Source organism: Arthrobacter sp. YAF34, from assembly GCF_052113245.1.
In the GTDB taxonomy this organism is placed as follows: domain Bacteria; phylum Actinomycetota; class Actinomycetes; order Actinomycetales; family Micrococcaceae; genus Arthrobacter.
Genome location: NZ_JBFRCV010000011.1, coordinates 103,809 through 123,489, shown reverse-complemented (window position 1 = coordinate 123,489; position 19,681 = coordinate 103,809). Strand labels below are relative to the sequence as shown.

Below are 19,681 nucleotides of genomic sequence, written 5' to 3'. Positions count from 1 at the left end.
ATCAATCGTCCTTTCCAGTGCATAGTTTTTCGGCGGCGCGGGCCGCCACTGCCATGATCGTCAGCGCCGGGTTCGCGCTTCCCTGCGTCGGCAGCACGCTGCCGTCGGTGATGAACAGATTCGGGATCGCGAAGCTGCGGCACGTCCGGTCCACGACGCCGTGGCGTTCGTCGGCGGCCATCCGGGCCCCGCCGACCAGGTGGGCGAAGCGTTTGATGGTGATGACTTCGTCGGCACCGGCCGCTTTCAGGATCTTCTCCATGACCGACTGGGCGGCGCTCATCAGTTGTCGGTCGTTCTCGCATTGGGTGTAGCTGAAGCGGGCGACGGGGAGCCCGTTGCGGTCCTTTTCGTCCGCGAGGGTGACTCGGTTGTGTGCCTGTGGAAGAAATTCGCACAGGGCTCCCAAGCAGGCCCAGTGGGGGTAGTCGCTCATATAGCGGCGCAGGTCCGCTCCCCAGTGCCCCTGGGCGGATACGTGCTCGGCCCAGGTGATGGGCAGCGGCGAGACGGTCTGGATGGAAAATCCGCGTTTGTACGGTTTGGTGGGGTCTGTTTCGTAGAAATCCTCAGTGCTGACTTCGGGGGGCGGGCCCTTCCACATGCGTACTTCGGCGTCGAACCGGCCCGCTGTTTGCGGGGCGCCCTGGACCATCAGGTAGCGGCCGACCTGGTCGAAATCGTTGCACATGCCCTGGGGGAATCTCGGCGAGGTCGAGTTCAGCAGAAGCCTGGGGGTTTCGATCGAGTAGCCGGCGACGGCTACTGTGCGCGCGCGCTGGAACCTTTCCAGTCCGTGGCGGATGTAGTGGACGCCGGTGGCCCGGCCGGTGCTCTCGTCGAAGCCGATGCGGGTCGCCATCGCATCGGCGCGGACTTCAGCTCCGTGGGCCAGTGCGTCCGGGATGTGGGTGATCAGGGGCGAGGCTTTCGCGTTCACCTTGCAACCTTGGAGGCAGAAGCCCCGGTAGATGCAGTGCGGTCTGTTCCCGAAGCGGCCGTTGGCGATCGCGACCGGGCCTACCTTGGCCGTGATGCCGCAGGCGCGGGCCCCGCGGAGGAAGAGCTCGCCGTTGCCCGAGACTGGGTGCGGCCGGTGCGGGTAGCGGTGCGGATCCCCCCACGGCCACGGTTCCCCGGCCACCGGGAGCTCCTCTTCGATGTCCTGGTAGAACGGACGAAGATCCGCGTAGTCCAGCGGCCAGTCGGCGCCGACGCCGTCGGCGGTGAGCGTGTGGAAGTCGCTGGGGTGGAAGCGGGGTGTGTACCCCGCGTAGTGCACCATGGACCCGCCCACCCCGCGGCCCGAGTTGTTGGATCCGAGCGGCACGGGATCGTGGCCGGCGATCACCCGGGGCTCGGTCCAATACAGGTGGTGTGAGCCGGCCTCGTCGCTCACCCAGTCACGTTCCGGGTCCCAGAATGGACCGGCGTCGAGGGCCACCGCCCGCCAGCCGGCCCGGGCCAGTCGCTGCAGCAGGGTTGATCCTCCCGCCCCGCAACCGATGACCACGATGTCCACTTCGTCGTGGTCATCGAAGCTGCGCATGTCATCTCGTAGCCGGTGGTTGCTGCCGGGCCCGGGCGGAAGCAGCCACGCGGATTCATTGCGGCTCCGCAGCTGGCTCATGACCGCGGTTCCCCGTCCAGCGCCACGGGGTCCTCCCCCGGCCTGACATCGGCCACTTCGAACGGTTCCAGCCGGTCAACGCCCAGGTTCTTGTATCCGCGCGGGTACGCGGGCCCTGCGAATCCGATTTCGTCCCAGGCCCACGGATGGGCGTAAAAGGCCGTGCAGGCGTAGCGGGTCCATAGTCCCCACACCCGCCCGGCCGGCATTCCTTGCCATGACGAGGAGCCCAGGTCCCGGACGGTCCGGAGCAGGTCAGCCTGCTCTTCGTCGGTGCAGGTGGCAAATGTCCGGCTGTACGACTGCTGCGCCGCACGGTCCAGCCCAGCGAGCGATTGGCGCCACGCCTGCCCGTCTTCGGGCATGTCGTCGTAGCGCCAGCCGTCCGACTCGTTTTCGGCCAGCCGGGTGTCGACGACATTAACGACCGGAACGCGGGGCTCGGCGCGCTGATCCAGCAACTGGTCAAAGAGCGTCCTAGCCGTGGCCTCTTCCGACGGGGTGAAGAACCGGATGTCGGCGGGGGGCGCGAGCCGGCCCAGGACCACACCTGCGGTGGCCTGGTCCCAGTGGCCGGACTGGCCGAGTGTGCTGAAACCGGGATACCGGCCGGCGCCGGCACCCTTATCCAGGGGAAGGGGACTCATCGCTCCCGCCTCAGCACAGAGGCCAGCAGCCCCATTCCCCCAACAAAGGTCACCAGAAGCGGCGCGAGCAGCGGCGGCCCCATCTCCAGGTTGTAGCGCAGATTGGTGAATCCGCCCGGTTTCTGGGCGATGCCACGGGCATGAAGATAGGTTCCCTGGATTCCATTGACGACGATCGCGGCGCTGGTGAGCGGCAACGCGGTCTTGGCCATCCGCCGGCTGAAGATTCCTGCTACGCCGGCCACGGCCCCCACCGGGCCCAAGGCCACGGGAAGCCACATCCATTTGTTCCCGAAGCTGGCCTTGTCGTGTTCGAAGTAAATCTCGGCCGCCGTCACCAAGGCACCCGCCGCGGTGAGCCCCGACAGCGAACGTTCGAACCTGCCCGTCTTCACGTTGCGGACCAGGCGGTCCACGAGGTGGACCACCTCCATTTCAGATGCACGTTCCATGACGCATTCCTCCTCAATCAGAAAGACATGGGGCGCAGGGCAACCTTTGCTGCCGCGCAAGTACCGGGGTGATACTGGGGTGCGTGGAGAGAATTACAGCCGATGCCGAGGTCGACGCAGTCCTTCGGGCCGCCAACGTCCTGCTGCGCGTCGTGGCACAATCGGTCATCGAAGTCGAGGACGTTGTTACCAGCCCCCAACTGCGGGTGCTTGTCCTGATCGCGACGCGCGGGCCGCAGAACCCGGGCGCCGTCGCGACCGAACTGAAGGTCCACCCCTCCAACGCCACCCGCATCTGCGACCGGTTGGTCACTGCCGGGCTGATCGCCCGGCGCGATGACCCCGGCGACCGGCGGTACCGGGCGCTGTCGCTAACGCCTGAAGGCGCCTCTCTGGTCAACACCGTCCTGGAACACCGGCGGACAGCCGTAGCCGCGGTGATGGCACGGATGCCGGAGGAGTTACGGGCCGTGGCGGCCCTGGGCATGAACGCGTTTGCCGCAGCCGACGGCGGCGGGGGCACCGCGGACGGCAGGTTCACCCTTGATCTCCACCAGTGAGCGGCGCTTCCGGGCTCACTCCCAATGCCGCCGCGGAAGTTCATTCGAACTCGCCCGCCGCGAAGACCAACGCAAGAGCCGCACTCGCGGCCGCGGGGCGCCGATACTGGCCATCCACCGCGGCAAGTACGACCATGCTGGCGGCGTGGACCGCATCCACGCAGCCCCCTACACGGTGGGCCGTACATCCGGCACGGACCGTCAGCACCGCCTGAACCAAATGCCGTAAGCCGAGGATTCGAATCACTACCTGCTCCCTGCCGTCCGGTGCCCGGCCAAGGAGCCCGCCCGCCACGAAAGCCGGGGCCAGTAGCTCGCACAGGCCGTAGGCCGCCCGGACCACCTCCAGCGGCTTCACCGGTTCGCCGCCCGCAACACGGCCCCGCCGGCGACCGCGAGGAGACCGACCATGGCAGCGCCCACTGCCGCATGATGTTGGGAGGCCCACAGTTGCGCGCTCTGCGGGGTGGACCGGCGATCAAAAATGCCGTGGGTTCCGAAGTCCTTCACGGAATCGGCAGGTGCCCAAAGGTTCACCGGCTGGTCCGCACTGCGAGGCTCCTGGGTCTGCTGGGCCTTGAAGCCGGTCTTGGCGAGATATCGGTCGAGGAGGCCTGGAGCGAAGGAGTTGGCGATGAGCGTCCCCGCAGTGCTGCCTCCGACCCAGTACTCGCGTCGTTGCGGATGGTCCGCCGCGTACACGACGGCCCGCGCGGCGACCTCGGGCTGGTAAATTGGTGGCACGGGCTGCGCCTGATGCGGCAGACGGGACAGCACCCAGGAGAACTGGGGTGTGTTGACCGCCGGCATTTGCACCATCGTGGTGTGGATCCCGCTCGATTCATGCAGCAGTTCACAGCGCAGGGATTCGTTGAATCCTTGGATCGCGTGTTTGGCGCCGCAGTAAGCGGTCTGCAGTGGGATGCCCCGGTAAGCGAGCGCCGACCCGACCTGCACGATGACTCCGCGGTTCCGGGGTCGCATACACTTCAAAGCAGCCATCGTCCCATAGACATAGCCGAGGTAGCTGACCTCGGTGACGCGCCTGAACTCCTCCGCCGTGATCTCCGTAAATGGGGAGAAAACAGAGGTGAAGGCCACGTTGATCCACACGTCGATCGGTCCCAGCTCGCGCTCGATTCGCCCGGCGGCGGCATCGACCGCTTCGTTGTCGGCGACATCGACGCTCATGGTCCATGCCCGGCCGCCGGCGGCCTCCACCTCTTGCGCGGCGCCTGCCAGGCCCGCCTCGCCGCGGGCCAGTAACGCCACCGCGGCACCCTGACGGCCGAAAGCGACTGCCGATGCGCGTCCGATTCCTCCGCTGGCTCCGGTGATGACGACGATGCGTCGGGCTTTCTCCATGAAGGTGACTCCTTCAGCGTGTCAGCAATGACATCAGCATCCCGGCAAATCCCCCGAGGACACCGACCCGGATTCCCCTGCATAACAATTTAACTGGATTGCTTGCGCAAGCGCAATGGTACGTAAGCTTAGAACCGCCGATCTCTGGCTGACAGGGCGATGCGAGAACGGGCTCACCCCCATCCGGTGCCGCATCTGCCGCCACGACTCGTCCCGCGGCACTATGGCGTTTCCTTCGTCCGGCCGGTAACGTGTGGCGGATCCGTCCGGGAGGACAGGACCGGGCGGCCTGCTTAGTCGAGGAAAGCGGTTCCCTCAAGGAGGTTTAGATGAGCGAAAACTGGCACGAACCATTCCCGCAGGGACCGGTCGAACTGGTGCTGGTCCGTCACGGGGAGAGCCTGGGCAATGTGGCAGCCACGACGGCCCAGTTGTCCGGGGCGGAAGTGATCGACGTCCCCGCCCGTGATGCCGACGTGGACCTGTCACCGGTCGGCTATGACCAAGCGAAGGCGCTGGGCCTGTCACTGGCCGGCATTCCCGCCGCGCAACGCCCCGATGCGATCTGGTCCTCCCCCTACATGCGCGCCTGTCGAACCGCCGAAGTCGCCGCGACGACTGCCGGCTGGGCCGTTCCGATCCTTCTCGATGAACGCCTCAGGGACCGGGAGCTCGGCATCCTGGACACGCTCACCGCTACGGGCGTGGAAGCCCGGCTGTCCGGGGAAGCCGCTCGGCGCAGGTGGCTGGGGAAGTTCTACTACCGCCCTCCGGGCGGGGAATCCTGGGCCGACGTCGTACTGCGGTTACGATCCCTGCTCGCCGATCTCGAACGCCAGCCAGGGGCTACGCGCATCCTGGTGGTCAGCCATGACGCTGTCATACTGCTCTTCCGCTACATCCTGGAGGGTTTGTCCGAACGGCAGCTCCTGGATGTCGCGGCCACCTCCACCGTGCTGAACGCTTCGCTCACCCGCTATGGCCGGGATGGCGGCCGCGGCCGCTGGAGGCTGGAGAGTTTCAACGTCACCGAGTATCTCGCGGAACAGGGTGTGGCCCTCACCGAACATGGAGGTGACGCCGATGTCCATCCACAATGACCTGCCGCCGGCCACTCCGGTGACACCAACCCTTCTGCGAAGCTGGCAGTTGCCCGGGCCCGGGTCCGGCAAAGACGAACGCGGTTCCGTACTGGTGATCGGCGGCGCCCGGAAAACGCCCGGTGCAACCCTGCTCGCGGGCACTGCCGCGCTGCGCGCCGGCGCCGGGCGCCTGACCCTGGCTGTCGCCGAATCGGCCGCCGTGCCGCTGGCCGTGGCACTGCCCGAAGCAGGGGTCATCGGCCTCCCCGAAACCCGTTCCGGTTCTGTCCGCTCCGACGGCATCGCCCCCTTGGAAACGGAACTGGGCGCCGCTGACGCCATCCTGATCGGCCCCGGTTTGGACAACCCCGACGAGACAGCGGGACTTCTGCGGGAACTCCTCCTGCAGGTACCAGCAAACGAGACACCGGCCATCGTCATCGACGCCTACGCTCTCGGGATCCTGCAGCGTCTGCAGCGCGAAATCCGCGAATGGGGCGGGCCGCTGATCCTGACTCCGAACCCGACCGAATCCGGCCTGCTGCTCGGAAGGGACCTGAGGGACCTCCGTGTAGACGCGGCGTCCATTGCAGAGAAATACCATGCCGTCATCAGCTGCCAAGGCATCATCGCCGAGCCCGCGGACCCGGCGGCGACGGCGCGCTGCTGGGAAATCACTACCGGTTCGGGGGGTCTCGGAACTTCAGGTAGCGGGGACGTCCTCGCCGGTACCATTGCCGGTCTGCGGGCCCGGGGAGCCACATCCGCTCAGGCCGCTTGCTGGGGCACCCACCTCCACGCCGCTGCCGGAGACAGACTCGCGAGTCGGAAGGGAAGCCCCGGCTACTTGGCCAGGGAGCTGGCCGACGAACTGCCCGGCCTCATGATGGAACTGAGCACCTGACGTCCCCAGCCCCGCACGGTCCCAGCAACAAACAGAGCTGTGACCGGACCACCAGCAGGCAGCTGTTTCTCCGTCGCAGCGCCGCTTCCCAAGAGCAGCGGTAGTATGGCCCCCTGGGTGGGGACCGGATTCCGGACCGGAAGAACCCGTGATGGGTAAGACCGTTGGGATACGGCGCACGCGGCCGGCCCTAAGCGAAGGGGATAACAATGTCGTCAGGCTCAATGTCCACGAAGAAGCGCGGTGTCCTCTTCGATGTCGATGGGACCTTGATAGATTCCAGCTATTTCCACGCGCTGGCCTGGTGGCAGGCGTTCCGCAGGGAGGGCCTGGATGTCCAGATCTCCGCCATCCACCGCTGCGTCGGCATGGGAGGGGACAAGCTCGTTGAGCACTTGGTTCCCGGGTGCGGCAAGGACATTCGGGAGGACGTGAAATCCGCCCACGGCGCCGTGTTCTCCACGTTCTGGCCTTCCCTGCGGCCCTTCGACTCTGCCCGGGACCTTCTGGCAGCGTGTTCCGACGCCGGACTGGCCGTGGGCTTGGCGTCCTCAGCGCAGGAGCGCGATCTGGCCGTCACCCGGCGCCTCCTGGACGCGGGCACCTCCATCGATGCCTGGACCAGTTCCAACGACGCCGACGAGAGCAAGCCCGCCCCCGACATTCTCCTTGCGTGCCTGGAAAAGCTTGAACTCAGCCCGGCGGACGTCGTCTTTGTTGGCGATGCCGTGTGGGACGTGCAGGCCGCCGCGGCAATCGGAGTTCCCACCATTGCCCTGACTTGCGGCGGAATCAGTGAGGCCGAGTTGCGGGGAGCCGGCGCCACGGAGATCTACGACAACCCGCGGCACCTGTTGGAGAATTTTGAACGTAGCGCTATTGGATCCCTGCGCACCGGAAGGTCTAGCACCTGATCAGGGGCACCTAGAGCTGCCCGTCGAGGTGCTAGCTGCCTGTCAGTTCGTGTTGCGGCCGGTTAGCGGTGCAGCCGGATACCGTAGGCCTTCTTGCGGAGTTTGACGTATTTTGCCTCTGCTGCGCGGGCGAGGTCGTCCTCGACCCCGTGGATCCGGCGGTAGGCCAGGGCCGTGCGGGCGGGCAGTTCGGGATCGGCAGCCAGGCGGCTCAGGAGCGCACGTGCCAACACGCTGTCCTGGTGATCTCCGAGGATGTTCTGTTGCTTCCGGGCGGCCTTTGCAATTTTTCGAGCGCGTTTCCCGCGAATTCCGGTGACGGATTCGGCCGCGTGCCGCAACCGTTTGGCGTCTTTGCGGACCTGGTGCAGCGCAGTGTCGCGTGGGGCGCCTTCTACGGTATCTGTGACCGCGTCGTGGGCGCGGTCCAGGCGTTTTGCGGTCTTGTTGATCAGTTTGGTCGCCGTCTTGAGCGCGGGCTTCGAACCCCGGGACGTGCGGGGCGGCTGATTGCAGAAACCTTCGAGATCATCCAGGAGCCGGAAGTATCGGTCGCTCTCGAGGGTCTTCAGCACCCGCCGGTACCCGGCGTTGTAGGCGGTGCCGAGCTCGAGCTCGATCGGCTTGGCCACGGGTCCACGTCTCAACCCCGCGGGCAGGTCGCGCACGTGCTGTCGGAGCCGTTCCCGCATGACTTCAGCATCGCGGGGCCGGCCCAGGATTCCGGCCAGCCACTTCAATTCATCACGTAATCTCCGGACGGCGGCCTTGTCGAAGAGTGTGCGGTACGTCGCCAGTGCGGAACGGCTCCGGCGGGTGGCGGACCGCATGCGGTGCACGGCGTCCGGGGTCCCCAGCCGCACGCCGGGATCGTTGGTCAGGAGCTCAGTGATCTGTTTGTCGAGGTAGGCGGTCACGACGTCGGCTGCGGGTCCTTTCTTCCGGGGGCCGGGCGTGGCGCGGAAGCGCTCGGCCGGCCACGTATCCCCCAAGGCGCGGGCCAGTTTGGAGGCGTGCCGGGAGGGGCCGGCGCCCGTGGCGATAAGGGTCTCGGCGGCGGCTGTGAACAGGCGGGGGGCGCCGTCGACGAGTTCGATCTCCCATTCACGCCATGCCGTGGCCGGTCCGGGCGGGTGCAGCCGCTCCGCCTGGACGAGGTCGTCGGTGAAGTCGGCCAAATGCTCGCCTCCCGGCCCGTAAAGCCGGTAGGTGGTGCGGTGCGTACTGAGCCGGGCGATGGGGATGAGCGTTTCGCCGCGGATGTACGCATCCAACTGGTCGCTGAGGTCCTCCGGCACGGTGTCTTGTTGGCCCAGCGGCGCGTGGAGTTCCCGCCGCTGGTCGGCCTCGGCGGGAAGCTTAATGTGCCATCCCTGATCTGCCCCTCCCGTGCGCCGCCGAACCGTAATGCGGCGGCCAGCCAAGGCCAGGGCCGGGGTGTCGAAGTAGACGGCGTCGAGCTGGTCAGCTACCGGCTCTGCGATGCGCTCCACGCCCGGGATTTCCAGCAGTTCAGGTAGCGGCGTGGAGGCCCCGGCGTCGTACTTTTGTTCAGTCTCAAGCATTCCGGAGGTCACCATGGCGTTCAGGTTTCGCCCCCGACGACGACGGCCGCTGTTACGTTCGGACGGAGGCCATGCAACCTTGGCCGCCGGTCCGGGGCCGGACGATCGAGGCGGGAGGGATCCTCCGGTGGCGGACTGACGAGCGGGCGAGTATCCATCATGGTCAGACTCCTAGCCGGCACGGCTGGAACAACGCGACATTTCGATCAGACGCATCCGGAGGTGCCGTATCCGTTGGCGTCCATCCCGATTCTAGGCCTGAAGGAACGGCCCGGCCAGAGGCCCTCATCCGTGCACGATAGTCACCGAGCAGGGGCATCGAATGCGTGGAAAGGCAGGGACACGTGTCCGGCACACCGCATGCCGCAGCCCTGTTACCAGTCATTCAGCGCTGATAAAACGACGCCGGTCATTACGGCGAATCACTCCCCTGACCCCCGCAGCCGTTCTGACGGGATCTGCTGGCCATGGCATCAGAAGCGGCGCATACTCAAGGGACAGCGGCACGCGCTGCTCCGCCGTCCTCCGGTGTCCCGTCAAGGGTTATTCTCAGGGCTCAAATGAGGAACCTGCCAAGTCATGGCCGACGATACACATTTGCTCTTCCCAAATCTCCTCGTCGACCACCTACAGGACCTTGTCCTGAAAACCGAGTGCGTGAAGGAGATGCTGGACGAACTTGCTGAGTTCTCCGCCGACACCCTGGCCGACCCCGCCATCGCCTTCTGCAGCATCACGCTGATTCAGCGAAAGAAACCAGTGACGGTGGCCAACAGTGACAGCAGCGCGGTCCGGCTGGATGAAACCCAGTACAGCACGGGTGATGGGCCCTGCCTCTCCGCGATCCGCCACCAGGTCGTCGTGCACGTCCCCGACTTGGCTCACGAGGACCGCTGGCCCGCCTTCACTGCGGCCGCCCTGGAAGCGGGAGTAGGATCCAGCCTGTCCGTACCGCTGGTCCTTGAGGGCGAAGCGGAAGCGGGCCTGAACCTGTACTCCACCCGGTCCCATGGCTTCACCAGTGAGGACATCAGCATGGTTGAAACCTATTCATACCATGCGTCCAAGGCACTTCGACTGGCGGTGCGGATCAGCCAGTTGGTCGAGACGAAAGCCCACCTCATTGCTGCTATGGAATCCCGGACCACGATCGATCTGGCGACCGGGGCCATTATGGCGCAGAACCGCTGCGGCCAGGACACGGCCATCAAGATCCTGAAAATTGCTTCCAGCACACGGAACGTCAAACTCCGGGACATCGCCGCCTCCGTCGTCGGCTCGATATCACACGACCCGAGAGTCCGGACGCACTTCGACGCGTAAAGACGTTCTTCAAAATCGCTGGAAGAACATCGGTGCAGATGGCGCAGGCCGAACGGGGACGACGGCGTGCGCCCGGCGAATCAGCGCAGGGTGTTCCCGCTGCCGTTCGCCCAGAGCCGCTTCGAGACTACCGACATCTGGACAGACTAGCGCCGGCGTCGTAAATTCGGAGCATCCAGGAACCCGTCAGGGACGGATCCTGCCCGCCGGGTGCACGGCGGGGCAGAGCGCCACTGTTGCAGTGCGGTGGCACATGGTTGCACCTGCGGATCAGGAGACCGCAATGACCATCTCGCACATCCATCAATTCCTTCGAGAAGCTACCGTGCCCGATGAGACAGAAAGCCCCCTGGGCCCGGACTGCCTCTATGGGCTATACACGAGCTGGTGCCTGTTGCACAGCATCAAACCATTGAAAGATCTGGACTTCCGCGCCGCCATCGGGCGCCAGGGAATAGCCCCGGGGAACAGCCGACGACGCATGGCCGGACGTGCCGCGACCGACTACATCCTGGCCAGCTACCCGGTCACCGGCTGACGAACGAACCCTCGCACCGGACAGCACCGCTTGAACCAACCAGTGCCGAATGGACGGCGACGCTGCACGACTGAGCGTCCCCGCGCGAAGGTCTTTCGAACGGGCCCGACGTCCAACGAATGCGCATCGGGCCGGGCCGCACGCCATCCGGCAGTCGCGCTCTGAAGCAGACGGCCGCGTCACGCCCGTTGCGGCCCGGCGCCGGCACATGAGCAGGGCGCCGCGAAGCCATGCCCGGTCGGAGTGTCCGGCCCGTTGCCTGGGACTCCGGTGGTGGAAGTTCCCGGCTCCTCTGGCCGAAGCGCATGCCTGCGATTATAGTAAGCCTACTGATGATTAATTCCGCTCTGATCAGTTGCGGACCGAGTCGAAGGAGACAGCATGAGCACCCGAGTTGAAAAGCGTGTCCTGGTCAACGTTCCCGTGAGCGTGGCGTACAACCAGTGGACCCAGTTCGAGGACTTTCCGCACTTCATGGACGGGGTGAAGAGCGTCAAGCAGCTGAGCGATGACCGTCTGGAGTGGGTTGCGGAAATCGCCGGGGTGCACAGGCAGTGGCAGGCCACAATCCTGGAGCAGGTACCAGACCGCAAAGTCGCATGGGCCGCCACCGAGGGCGCAACCAATGCGGGCGCGGTGACATTTGAGGACCTTGGCGGCGGGCAGACGTCCGTGAAGTTGTTCCTCGATTATGAGCCCGAAGGCATCGTGGAGAAGGTCGCGGACAGGCTGAGCATCGTGGCGAAACAGGCCGAGGATGATCTTGAGCGGTTCAAGGCCTTCATCGAGGACGAGGGCTACGCGACCGGGGCCTGGCGGGGAACCGTCAGCGAAGGCGTCCCGGCCGGCACGCCGGACATAGACGCTGCCGCGGGGTCACGGGGAGACAGCGGAAAGGCCGGCGTCTCGGGCAAAATGGTTGCCGGAGTCGGACTGGCCGCCGCGGCTGCCGCAGGTGTTGCGGCAGTGGCCGGGCACAAAGAACCCGCCGGAGACCCGGCCCCCGGGCCTGGAAAAGACGTCCCGCCCATGACCGTGCCGCCTACAGGGACTGCGGGCAGCGTCTTCCCGGGTGAGGGAACCGTGCAGGGCGGGAGCCGGTCCAGGGATGACACAGCCAGTGAGCGCGCCGCCGGGAAGCCTTTTGATCAGACCAACGGCCTCGTAGATACCGAAGGCGAGGCGGACGGGACCGCCGCGAGTGACACCCTGAGTGAGGCCGAGCGGGAGGGAGGAGTAGGAGGCGGACAGGGCACTATCCCGCCGGCAGCCGGAAGCCTCGGGCAGCACTGACGACCCCCGCGGGGCGGGGCGGCTTCTGCCCGCCCCGCTCATTCCGGGACGCATCATTCCGGGACGCCCGGGTGAAGGGCCGGCTGTAGCTGCAGGGCCTGATGCTGGACGGGCGGCGGAAGTCGAGGCAATGGCCGGGCGCCTGGACGTGAAGCGCCAGCAGTTTTGGGCGGCTCGGGCTGTGGGCGCGGACGCTGGCGGCGGTTCCTCCCACGTGCGGGTTCGGGGGTCTAGGGTGTGGGCATGACGATCGGAGGCGCCGTTCCCGTTGGTGCGCTGCGGAACCGGGTGGATGCCGGCTTCGCAGCGGCGGTGGCTGACCTTGTGGACCTTGTAGGGATTCCCGGGATTGCCTGGCCGGCATTTGATTCACGGCAGTTGGATCGTAGCGCCGAAACCGTCGCGGGGCTGCTTCGGGCCGCGGGCATCGGTGATGTCCGGATTGTGCGGGGCGCGGGGCAAAACGGAAAACCGGGTGGGCCGGCTGTTCTGGCAAGGAAACCTGCAGCCGAGGGGTGTCCGACGGTTCTCTTGTACGCCCACCATGATGTCCAGCCGCCCGGCGAGCCTGAGCTGTGGAGCGCTCCGGCGTTCACCGCCGTCGAACGCGAGGGACGGTTGTGGGGGCGGGGCGTGGCCGATGACAAGGCGGGGATCATCATGCATCTAGCCGCCTACCGTGCTCTCACTGAGGTGCTGGGGACCGGGTTCGGTCTCGGCGTCACGTTTTTCATTGAGGGCGAGGAGGAATCCGGCTCTCCCACCCTTGATGACCTGCTGCAGACACATATGGAGCTGCTTCGGGCTGACGTCATCATTATTGCGGACTCGGGAAACCGGCAAGTCGGGGTTCCCGCCCTCACCACCAGCCTCCGCGGGCTGGTCGACGGGTTCATCGAGGTCGAAGCCTTCGGCCACGGTCTGCATTCGGGCACGTTTAGCGGTCCCGTCCTTGATGCGGTGACGCTTCTGGCCCGGCTGATCGCGACATTCCACGACGGCGACGGCACCGTGGCCATTCGCGGGCTTCCGGTCGCAGACGAACCTGTGGATCCGGCGGCGGGCATCGGTGAAGCGGAGTTCCGCGCTCAGGCGTCGCTGCCCAGTGCCCTCCGTCTGGCGGGCACCGGAAGCATTGCGTCGAGGTTGTGGAACGGGCCGGCGTTGTCAATTATCGGTCTGGACGCTCCGGGCACGGCGGTGGCGTCAAACACCTTGTTGCCCTCGGCCCGGGCCAAATTCAGCCTTCGACTGGCACCGGGCACGGATCCGGCCAGGGCGATGGAAGCGGTACGCCGTCACGTCATGGCCAATGTGCCTTTTGGTGCGGAAGTTCGGTTCTTCCCGGGGAGCATGAGTGCCCCGTTCTCCGCCGCTAGCGACGGCGAGGCATCCCGGATCGCGCTGTGGGCAATGGGGCAGGCTTGGGGCGTCGCCCCGGTCAGGATGGGCGTCGGCGGATCGATCCCGGTCGTCGAGCACCTGGCCGGTAGGTTTCCTGACTCGCAGATACTCATTACCGGGGCCGAAGATCCGGACTCGCGCGCTCACGGGCCGGATGAGTCGGTCCACCTCGGAGACCTCCGGAACGCGATCCTGGCCGAAGCCCTGATGCTCGCAGCCCTTGACCGGCGCACATGACTCATCCGGGCAGAATCGAGGGCGGCCAAGTTCCTGCGCCCGTGCCGGGTTCGCCGCAGCTTCAGGGTTGTTCCTGGACGACCCTGATGGTCTTGGACGAGGGGTCGGCGGGGTCGGGCAGGACCGGGTGGCCCGGAGGATGACGGTGTCCCCGCGGTCCGGTTTCATCCGGTGACGGTCGCCAAGGCGCCGAAAGGATCAAAACACTGAGACGTCTCGGCCGCCTTCACGACCCGGCATCCGCAATCGCCGAGCTCACGGCAGTGGGACTGTCGTATTGGCGCTCCGGCAGGCTTTCCAGGGCCTTGAGTACGGTAGCGTCGGCGCCGGAAGCCTTGGCCCGCGACAGCAACGCCTCACGGTCCGCCGGATAATCGACGCCTCCGAGGAACGTCTGAATCTGAATCGGGTTTGGGGTCTCAGTCATTTTCACTTCTTCCTTTCCTGTTGTTTCGTTCTCGCTTCTGTTCTTTAGAGTCCGCTCTTTGCGGTTTGCGGCCAGGGGGTTTGCGGCCAGTATCCGCTCGTGCGCTTCGACGCGCCGGTCAGGGAGTGTGGTGGGCGATTCCAGATGCACCGCACCTGCGGGCAGGATCCCCGCCGCGCCAAATTTCTCCATCACGAACCATTGGGCGAGGACGTCCTCGCCGGAGTGCTCCGGTGGAAGCCGTTCCCAAAAGGTAAATCCTCCTGCGGCTTGCAGCGCCTCCCGCCGGTACATGACGCATCCGCCCAGCCACGCCACCCGGTAGGGAAGCCATTCATCGGGCAGTAGACCAAGCTCGGCGCTGACGTGGCTGAGGTTGGCCGCACTGTGAAGGGCCCAGCGGCCGAAGCCCGGACTCTTAGGTCTGACGCGCTCGGGCCTGACCGGTCCGTTCCATGCTTCAAAGTGCCGGGTCTGTTCAGGTCTCTTCTCATCCAGGTAGGACAGCCCCTGCGGTGCCATGCCGACGAATCCGCACCGCAGCTGGTCCAAGGCCGCGCTCATGCACTCCAGGGCTCCCGGTTCCAGCCACACGTCATCATCGAGGAACAGGGCCTTGTCGGCGTGCGATTGCTCCAGCAGGAACTGCCTGTGCTCGGCCATCCCCCGCCTCGGGAGATGCCGCAGCGAGATGACCTCCCTGCCTTGGGCCCGGAGCACGCGGATCATCGCGGCGGCGGCCGGATGTTGCCAAGCCGGCACATTCTGTGACTGATCGCTGATCACCACGCGAAAGACGGGATTTCCCTGGGCCGCGAGTCCTGCCAGGGTCACCGCAAGTTCTGCCGGCCGGTCACAGGTGGGAATCAGCACGTCCACCGAGACCGGTTCTGCAGCTGTCTCACCGTCCCGTGCCCACTGCGCCGAAGAACGGCGGCTCGTCGCGCGTCCCGCCGCCGGCTGCCGTGGCCTCGGGAGGATGTTTGCGGGACGTTCATTGCCGTCCCCGCCGGTTCCGGATGTGGGTACCATTAGCGCTGTCCGGCCTCCTCGGTCACGGCTTCGGGGAAGGCGCGAGTCTGGCTGGGCAGGTGTCCAGCAGCAACGCCTCCAAGCTCTGGATCTGGGCCGCCGCGCGGTTACCCAGCTGTTCCATGCGGACCTGATCGATGCGGTTATCATCGCGTGACAGCACGTGGAGCGTCTTCCAGAGCAGTAGTTTTCCGGTCACGGCTGAGATCAGCGACTCAAGCTCAAGTTGGCCCTTGGCCCCGTCGATTGAGTGACCAGGGTTGATCGGACCCAGGGTGGCACCCTGCGCCGCGGCCCACGCGAGGGGCTTTTTGTAGCCAGGCATGCTGGCATGAAGCTGCTCGCAGACTTCCTCCAGTGTCCGTTTGTCTTCACTGACCTCGGCCGCCAGCCTGGCGACCTCGGCGCTCTGGGGCGTGTCCCGCCAGGACTTGACGGCCTGCTCGAAGAGCCGCTCCCCTGCGTTGGCGGCCGTCAGATGGCTGTGTAAGTATGCGGTCAACGAATGCTCGGCAGGCAGTTCCTTGGTCTTCGCGCCTTTATTCATGGAGATTTCTCCTTTGGTTATTGGACCGTCGGTCGGGTGCGGGCAGGGTGTGTACCGGATGTGGCCGCGTCGGATTTGCCGTGGGAGGGAGTATGGCTGTTGCGGATCCGGTCCACTACTGCCGTGGTGGACTGTTCTGGCACGTAGTCCAGGATCGCCACCCGGCCGCCATAGCGTTCCACGACGGCGGTTTCTGCCAGCATTTCGGGGCTGTAGTCGCCGCCTTTTGCGTAGATCTCCGGACGGATCCTCTGCAGCAGGGGAATGGGTGTGGGAGTGTCGAAAACTGTGACATAATCCACGCAACTGAGTGCTGCGATGACGGCGGCTCGGTCCGTGATGGTGTTAATCGGACGTTCCGGGCCTTTGAGCCTCCTGACGGAATCGTCGCTGTTCAGAGCGACGACCAGGATATCGCCCAGCTGCTTGGCCTGGTTGAGATAGCGGGTGTGGCCTCGGTGCAGGACATCGAAGCACCCATTGGTCAGAACGACCCGGCGTCCCTCCTCGCGGTGCCGGCTAAGCTGCCGGGCGAGCTCATCGGCGTCGAGGGCTGCACCGGTGAAGCCCTCAAGGTGACGGCTGAGGTCCGCTGTGCTGCACACGGAAGTTCCGGAACGGTGTACGGCCACATCGGCTGCGGCCTGGGCGAAATCCACGCTGGTGGTCAGGGGCAGCGACGCCGCCCGTGCCAGTGTCAGCGCCGCAACGAAAGTGTCTCCGGCGCCGGAAGCCTGGGCCTCCTTGACAGGACGTGCCCAGGTCCGGTGGATTCCCCCGGATTTGGGCAGCAAGACCGTCCCCTCCCGGTCCAGCGTGACAACCACGGCCTCCGCGCCGGCTGCTTCGAGCAGCTCCTTATGGTGATCGACGACGACGGCCGCGCGGGCGGACCCGGCCGGCAACTTCACGCCGAGCATACCGGCCGCCTCCTCGGCGTTCGGGGTAGCGAGATCCGGCTTCAGTCCGGCCCACGCGTGAGGCTGGTGCGCGTCCACGACCAGCAGCAGTTCCGAGCGTGCCGGCAGCAGGTCCAGCAGCGTGCTCCGTACGGCGCCACTAAGCGCTCCGGCTCCGTAGTCGCACACCACCACCGCCTCCTGGTCCTCCAGCAATTGCGGGATCGACTCTGCCAGTATTTCCTGAGCCTCTGCCGGGATCTCACCCTGCACATCGTCGACCCGGAGCAGCACTTGGCCGCCGCTGCTGATGCGGGTCTTGGTGGTGGTGGTCAGGCCGACGTCTTGGTGGACGCGGGTAACGTCTACTCCTGCGTTCCGTAACTGGCGAAACAGCTCGGCTGAGGCATCATCGTGCCCCGAAAGCCCGGCCAGCTGGACTTTAGCCCCGAGGGCGGCGAGGTTAATGGCCGTGTTGGCCGCTCCGCCCGGGGAGAATTTCCGGTCGCCGATTTCCACGACCGGGGCCGGCGCTTCGCGGCAGAGCCGCTCGATTGTTCCTGACCACCAGCCGTCGAGCATGACATCGCCGATGACGGTTATGCGAGGCTCGGCCGCTGCCAGCCGTCGGGGCAGCCAGCCGGTCAGGCCGCGCTGGTCCGCAAGGCCGCCCCGGTGCGCGTCGCCAACCTGCGGGTACGGGCGGGTCACGGCTTCACCCCACGGCGGCTGATCTGCACGATCGCTGGCATGATGTTCCTTTCGGCGGCCTGTGGTTTGTTCGCAAACTGCCCCGTCAAGGACCGGGCGGGAGATCTCTCCTACGTAGACCCATACCCTCGCGCCGAGGCATCTACACCTTGCAGCCCCTGACAGTTTCACGCTCCCGAACGTCAAGTGCCGGTCCTTGGAAATCGGATACGTTACTTGCGCGCGGAAGTAGCTAATGGTTGCGGCCGGGATTATGGTGGCTCCACACATAAGCACCGGAGGGACAGGACGGGACAGGTGGTGGCGGACCTCAGAGCGGAATTCGGCGGAGCGGACATAGCGGGCTGGGGCGTCGGGCCGGTGCTGGACAAATTCCGGAAAGTCTCGCGGATCGCGGTCCTGCGGGGCGGCGGACTGGGTGATCTGCTGTTTGCCCTGCCGGCGGTGTCGGCACTCGTCGCTGCCTACCCCGGGGCCACTGTCACGCTGCTGGGAACTCCTGTCCACGCTGAACTGCTCGGCAGCACCGTTGGACCCGTGAGCGATGTCCGGGTGCTGCCCATCGCCGAGGGATTGCGGCCGGGCCGGGAAGAGCCTGCAGCTGTCGAGGCCTTCCTGGTCTCGATGCGTCGGGAGGAATTCGATCTGGCAGTTCAACTTCATGGCGGGGGTCGCTACTCCAATCCGTTCTTGCGGCTCTTGGGTGCCCGCCACACCGTGGGGTCGCGGACAGCAGATGCTGTTCCCTTGGAGCGCAACCTCCCCTACGTCTATTACCAGCACGAGCCGCTTCGGGGACTGGAAGTAGCCGGGCTGGCCGGCGCTCCACCCGTCGGCCTGGAAGCCAAGCTGCGGCCACGGGAGCGGGACCTGTCCAAGGTCAAGGAATTCCTTGATCGCCTCCGCGACCGCCCGGCAACCCCTGTGGTGGCCATCCATCCGGGCGCGATGGACCCCCGACGGCGCTGGCCGGCGGAGAATTTTGGCAAGGTGGCGGCAACCTGCGCCGCCGAGGGCTGCCGAGTGGTGGTACTGGGCACCGCGGACGAACGAAAACTCGCTGACGAGGTCGTGACGGCGGCCGGCTCAGACCGGGTCATCTCGCTGGCCGGCACACTCAGCATGGGCGCCTTGGCAGCCCTGTTGGACAGCTGCGCTGTGTTGCTGGGCAATGACAGCGGCCCCCGTCACTTGGCCCAAGCCCTGGGGACTCCGACGGTGGGCTTGTACTGGGTTGGCAACCTGATCAATGCGGGCCCGTTGGGCCGAAGCCTGCACCGCATCCATCTGTCATGGGTGACACGGTGCCCGGACTGCGGCGCCGACGTCACGCAGGTAGGGTGGACGGCGCCCCGCTGCGAACACGATACGTCCCTGCTGGCAGGGATAAGCCCAACGGATGTCTACTCGGATGTGCGTTCGTTTACGGCCATGACCCCTCTTGCGCATGGCAGATAAGGAGCTCGCGGACTTCACAGCCCGGAGGCTGGGAGAGTGCGAACATCACGGCCTGCGCCACCCTGGCCGGATCGTTAAGGCGCGAGTCGTCCTGGGGTTTGTACTGCTCGGCGCGGTCGTCGAAGAACGCTGTCTTCATCCCGCCCGGGATCAGCGTGGTTACGCCGATCTCAGCACCCGTCTCTGCGGCTAGCGCCTGGCTGAACCCGATCACACCGAACTTGGACGCGCAGTATGCCGACGCCTCGGGCAACGCCCGCTTACCCAACGTGGAGGCAACCGTGACGACGCGGCCGCGGGAGGACTTCAGGTACGGCAGGGCCGCCCGCACTATGGAGACCGTTCCGAGCAGGTTGACGAAGATGACCTGTTCCCAGTCATCCGCGGGGACGTCTTCGAGCTTGCCGCACCGGTCGATTCCTGCCGCCGTCACCACCGCGTCCAACCCGCCCAGAGCCTCCGCCGCCTGCCCGACGGCAGCCGTTACAGCTCCCCGGTCGGCGACGTCGACTTCGATGGCTTTCGCCCCGGACACGTTCCGGACGTCGCGGTCGAGGACGAACGGCGTGCCTCCGGCGTCGAGCACGGCGTCGACGACGGCGGCGCCGAGCCCTGATCCTCCGCCGCTCACCAGTACCCGGCCGACGCCGGAGCGGAAAGGTGACGTGAACTTTTTCATTTTGTTCCTTTCAT

19 protein-coding genes are annotated in these 19,681 nt (G+C 66.1%); 10 read left to right on the top strand and 9 right to left on the bottom strand.

From position 1 onward, the window contains the following. Position 1: 1 nt before the first annotated feature. The 3 genes from AB4Y72_RS14640 to AB4Y72_RS14630 are packed head-to-tail and all read right to left on the bottom strand — an operon-like array spanning position 2 to position 2,729. Positions 2–1,630, bottom strand: coding sequence for a GMC family oxidoreductase (locus tag AB4Y72_RS14640; protein WP_441426884.1), 1,629 nt, complete (start codon positions 1,628–1,630; stop codon positions 2–4). Beyond that, entirely contained in the window at positions 1,627–2,277 is a 651-nt protein-coding gene (locus AB4Y72_RS14635; protein ID WP_441426883.1) for a gluconate 2-dehydrogenase subunit 3 family protein, read from the bottom strand. The genes AB4Y72_RS14640 and AB4Y72_RS14635 overlap by 4 nt, the downstream gene beginning before the upstream one ends. Next, the gene (locus AB4Y72_RS14630; RefSeq protein WP_441426882.1) at positions 2,274–2,729 is read right to left on the bottom strand and encodes a hypothetical protein; all 456 of its coding nucleotides are present in this window, start codon (positions 2,727–2,729) and stop codon (positions 2,274–2,276) included. The genes AB4Y72_RS14635 and AB4Y72_RS14630 overlap by 4 nt, the downstream gene beginning before the upstream one ends. Positions 2,730–2,812: 83 nt before the next feature. Between AB4Y72_RS14630 and AB4Y72_RS14625 the strand changes: the two genes are divergently transcribed. Together AB4Y72_RS14625 and AB4Y72_RS14620 are read left to right on the top strand one after the other, a co-directional pair. After that, the gene (locus tag AB4Y72_RS14625; protein ID WP_441426881.1) at positions 2,813–3,289 is read left to right on the top strand and encodes a MarR family transcriptional regulator; all 477 of its coding nucleotides are present in this window, start codon (positions 2,813–2,815) and stop codon (positions 3,287–3,289) included. After that, positions 3,273–3,518: a hypothetical protein gene (locus AB4Y72_RS14620; protein ID WP_441426880.1), complete on the top strand. Its 246-nt coding sequence runs from the start codon at positions 3,273–3,275 to the stop codon at positions 3,516–3,518. The genes AB4Y72_RS14625 and AB4Y72_RS14620 overlap by 17 nt, the downstream gene beginning before the upstream one ends. Before the next feature lie 125 nt (positions 3,519–3,643). Here the strand turns inward: AB4Y72_RS14620 and AB4Y72_RS14615 are convergent, their stop codons facing one another. Further along, on the bottom strand, positions 3,644–4,654 hold the full coding sequence (locus AB4Y72_RS14615) for an SDR family oxidoreductase (RefSeq protein WP_441426879.1): 1,011 nt from the start codon (positions 4,652–4,654) through the stop codon (positions 3,644–3,646). 329 nt (positions 4,655–4,983) lie between these two features. Here AB4Y72_RS14615 and AB4Y72_RS14610 point away from each other — a divergent pair, with 329 nt between their 5' ends. The 3 genes from AB4Y72_RS14610 to AB4Y72_RS14600 all read left to right on the top strand — a co-directional run bounded on the left by AB4Y72_RS14610 (position 4,984) and on the right by AB4Y72_RS14600 (position 7,554). Next, positions 4,984–5,754 (top strand): histidine phosphatase family protein, encoded by a 771-nt coding sequence (locus AB4Y72_RS14610; RefSeq protein ID WP_441426878.1) that lies wholly within the window; start codon positions 4,984–4,986, stop codon positions 5,752–5,754. Continuing rightward, positions 5,738–6,640 carry an NAD(P)H-hydrate dehydratase gene (locus AB4Y72_RS14605; RefSeq protein WP_441426877.1) on the top strand — a complete coding sequence of 301 codons (903 nt, stop codon included), beginning with the start codon at positions 5,738–5,740 and terminating at the stop codon, positions 6,638–6,640. The genes AB4Y72_RS14610 and AB4Y72_RS14605 overlap by 17 nt, the downstream gene beginning before the upstream one ends. A 209-nt stretch (positions 6,641–6,849) precedes the next feature. Next, positions 6,850–7,554 (top strand): HAD family hydrolase, encoded by a 705-nt coding sequence (locus AB4Y72_RS14600; protein WP_441426876.1) that lies wholly within the window; start codon positions 6,850–6,852, stop codon positions 7,552–7,554. Positions 7,555–7,616: 62 nt separating this feature from the next. Here the strand turns inward: AB4Y72_RS14600 and AB4Y72_RS14595 are convergent, their stop codons facing one another. Continuing rightward, the gene (locus AB4Y72_RS14595) at positions 7,617–9,134 is read right to left on the bottom strand and encodes a CYTH and CHAD domain-containing protein (RefSeq protein WP_441426875.1); all 1,518 of its coding nucleotides are present in this window, start codon (positions 9,132–9,134) and stop codon (positions 7,617–7,619) included. 564 nt (positions 9,135–9,698) lie between these two features. Between AB4Y72_RS14595 and AB4Y72_RS14590 the strand changes: the two genes are divergently transcribed. From AB4Y72_RS14590 to AB4Y72_RS14575, 4 genes are all read left to right on the top strand, one after another. Then, positions 9,699–10,442, top strand: a complete 744-nt coding sequence (locus tag AB4Y72_RS14590) for a GAF and ANTAR domain-containing protein (RefSeq protein ID WP_441426874.1) — start codon at positions 9,699–9,701, stop codon at positions 10,440–10,442. Positions 10,443–10,725: 283 nt separating this feature from the next. Next, on the top strand, positions 10,726–10,980 hold the full coding sequence (locus AB4Y72_RS14585) for a hypothetical protein (protein WP_441426873.1): 255 nt from the start codon (positions 10,726–10,728) through the stop codon (positions 10,978–10,980). A gap of 381 nt (positions 10,981–11,361) precedes the next feature. After that, complete coding sequence (locus AB4Y72_RS14580) at positions 11,362–12,273, top strand: SRPBCC family protein (protein ID WP_441426872.1); 912 nt, start codon at positions 11,362–11,364, stop codon at positions 12,271–12,273. A 243-nt stretch (positions 12,274–12,516) separates the two neighbouring features. After that, positions 12,517–13,914, top strand: coding sequence for a M20/M25/M40 family metallo-hydrolase (locus tag AB4Y72_RS14575; RefSeq protein WP_441426871.1), 1,398 nt, complete (start codon positions 12,517–12,519; stop codon positions 13,912–13,914). Positions 13,915–14,140: 226 nt separating this feature from the next. Here AB4Y72_RS14575 and AB4Y72_RS14570 read toward each other — a convergent pair whose 3' ends face one another. The 3 genes from AB4Y72_RS14570 to rfaE2 form a co-directional block, all read right to left on the bottom strand. Next, a complete protein-coding gene (locus AB4Y72_RS14570) occupies positions 14,141–15,220 on the bottom strand; it encodes a DUF2795 domain-containing protein (RefSeq protein ID WP_441426870.1) in 1,080 nt (359 codons plus the stop codon). Between the two features lie 175 nt (positions 15,221–15,395). Next, positions 15,396–15,920 carry a hypothetical protein gene (locus AB4Y72_RS14565; RefSeq protein ID WP_441426869.1) on the bottom strand — a complete coding sequence of 175 codons (525 nt, stop codon included), beginning with the start codon at positions 15,918–15,920 and terminating at the stop codon, positions 15,396–15,398. Positions 15,921–15,937: 17 nt separating this feature from the next. Further along, on the bottom strand, positions 15,938–17,530 hold the full coding sequence (gene rfaE2 / locus AB4Y72_RS14560; RefSeq protein WP_441426868.1) for a D-glycero-beta-D-manno-heptose 1-phosphate adenylyltransferase: 1,593 nt from the start codon (positions 17,528–17,530) through the stop codon (positions 15,938–15,940). Positions 17,531–17,830: 300 nt separating this feature from the next. Here rfaE2 and AB4Y72_RS14555 point away from each other — a divergent pair, with 300 nt between their 5' ends. Continuing rightward, the gene (locus AB4Y72_RS14555; RefSeq protein ID WP_441426867.1) at positions 17,831–18,988 is read left to right on the top strand and encodes a glycosyltransferase family 9 protein; all 1,158 of its coding nucleotides are present in this window, start codon (positions 17,831–17,833) and stop codon (positions 18,986–18,988) included. Here the strand turns inward: AB4Y72_RS14555 and AB4Y72_RS14550 are convergent. Next, complete coding sequence (locus tag AB4Y72_RS14550; protein WP_441426866.1) at positions 18,954–19,667, bottom strand: SDR family oxidoreductase; 714 nt, start codon at positions 19,665–19,667, stop codon at positions 18,954–18,956. The two genes, AB4Y72_RS14555 and AB4Y72_RS14550, sit on opposite strands and share 35 nt — an antisense overlap. Between the last annotated feature and the right edge of the window lie 14 nt (positions 19,668–19,681).